This is a genomic window from Mesorhizobium sp. M7A.F.Ca.CA.004.06.1.1 (assembly GCF_003999135.1).
GTDB lineage: Bacteria > Pseudomonadota > Alphaproteobacteria > Rhizobiales > Rhizobiaceae > Mesorhizobium.
This window is the reverse complement of sequence record NZ_RZPQ01000935.1, coordinates 1-1,960: the sequence shown is the minus strand read 5'-3', so window position 1 is coordinate 1,960 and position 1,960 is coordinate 1. Positions and strand designations below refer to the sequence as shown.

The window sequence follows — 1,960 nt, the reverse complement described above, 5'->3', positions numbered from 1 at the left end:
TGATCGACCCGTTCAGTGCTCTCCATGGCTTTTCCCTGACATTTTTGCGGACCCAACGTCGATCTGCGCCCTCAGTTCCGGATTGACCATCGCTTCGAGGAACCGTTCCACCAAGGTCCGTTCGGTTACTCCGGAATCCCCCAATGCAGCATGGATGCGGCGCGACTGTGGCCGCGCCAGCGCCAGCGCCAGCGCACGGCCCTTGGCGGTCGGATAAAGTTCGCGCTGTCGGCGGTCGCGCGGACCTTGCAACTGCACGACATGGTCGGTGTCGATCAACTGCTTGAGCACACGGGCCAGGCTCTGTTTGGTGATCTTCAGCACGTCGAGCAGTTCGGCGACCGTCAGGCCCGGCCTGCGGTTGACGAAATGCAGCACCCGGTGGTGGGCCCGGCCAAAGCCGTAGTCGGCCAGGATCTGGTCCGGATCGGAGGTGAAGTCACGATAGGCAAAGAAGAGCAGCTCGATAATGGCGAAGTCGATGCCGTCCTCGACCGACATCGCGGTCCTGATCGGTTTTCCGGCGGCTGGGCTTCGATCCGTCATTATTTCTCCGTGGGAAAGAGAGATTATGTCAGTACTATTGACGTAATTTCCCTGCAATGGTAATTTTTGACAAGCTTTTGGGCGGATTGCGAACGAAAAGGCAAGGGAAGCCGGTTTTTCCGGAATTTCCTGAGTTTGCCAGAGCGCAATTATCCGCTTACGCTCCACCATAAAAGCCGCTTTGGGCGGCCGACACGAAACACACAACGATACAAGTATCCGGGCTGCCGCCCGTGGGAGGTTACCATGGCATCCGTTCCCTTCGATCAACTCGATGGCTCCATCTGGATGAACGGCGAATTCGTCCAATGGGGTGACGCCAAGATCCATGTGCTGACGCACGGGCTGCATTACGCCAGCGCCGTTTTCGAGGGAGAACGCGCCTATGGCGGCGAGATCTTCAAGCTCAACGAACACACCGAGCGCCTGCATGAATCGGCACGCCTGCTCGGTTTCAATATCCCCTATACGGTGGCCGAGCTCAACGACGCCTCATCCACGCTTCTCAAGAAGCAGGGTTTCCAGGACGCCTATGTCCGGCCGATTGCCTGGCGCGGCAGTGAGCAGATGGGCGTCTCGGCGCAGAACAACCGCATCAACTGTGCCATCGCCATCTGGCAATGGCCGAGCTATTTCGATCCTGCGCAGAAGCTGAAAGGCATCCGTCTCGATGTGGCGGAATGGCGCCGGCCCGACCCGCGCACCGCGCCTTCCAGGTCGAAGGCAGCCGGCCTCTACATGATCTGCACCATGTCCAAGCACGCCGCCGAGGCCAAGGGCTATGCCGACGCCATGATGCTCGACTGGCGTGGCCAGGTCGCCGAAGCGACCGGAGCCAACATCTTCTTCGTCAAGGAGGGCAAGATCCACACACCCAAGCCTGACTGCTTCCTCGACGGCATCACCCGCCGCACGGTCATTGGGCTGGCCAAGGATCGCGGCCTGGAGGTGATTGAACGCGCCATCCTGCCGGAAGAGCTGGAAAGCTTCGAGCAGTGCTTCCTGACCGGGACGGCGGCGGAAGTGACGCCGGTTTCCGAGATCGGGCCTTACCGATTCGAGGTCGGCGAAATAGCCAAGAATCTTATGAATGACTATTCTGCGGCCGTTCAGCCCAAGCACGCGATCGCCGCAGAATAACGAAAGTCACAGCTTTTTTAGGAAGTAGGGGCGGTTTTCGGGCCGCCCCTTTTATTTCAGCGTTTCTGCATTTGACTTTCGTCCAATTCGGCGTCTCATGATGGTGTCGGCCCGGGAGGCTGACAGCTATGGAGGGACTAATCATATGGACATGAACACGCTTCTTCCGATCATCATACAGGTGATTACTGGCGTCATCGGTGGTCAGGCGGTCGGTGCGGCGCTCAAGACGGCGGCGATGGGTCAGCTTCCCAAAATCCTGGGCGGAGCCATT

General features: G+C 59.0%; 2 protein-coding genes. One reads left to right on the top strand and one right to left on the bottom strand.

The features are described 5' to 3' along the window. Positions 1–12: 12 nt before the first annotated feature. Positions 13–546 carry a MarR family transcriptional regulator gene (locus tag EN906_RS32355; protein WP_027039379.1) on the bottom strand — a complete coding sequence of 178 codons (534 nt, stop codon included), beginning with the start codon at positions 544–546 and terminating at the stop codon, positions 13–15. Between the two features lie 246 nt (positions 547–792). On the opposite strand from EN906_RS32355, the gene EN906_RS32350 reads away from it, so the two are divergent. Beyond that, the gene (locus tag EN906_RS32350; protein WP_127268418.1) at positions 793–1,686 is read left to right on the top strand and encodes a branched-chain amino acid aminotransferase; all 894 of its coding nucleotides are present in this window, start codon (positions 793–795) and stop codon (positions 1,684–1,686) included. The last annotated feature ends 274 nt before the right edge of the window (positions 1,687–1,960 follow it).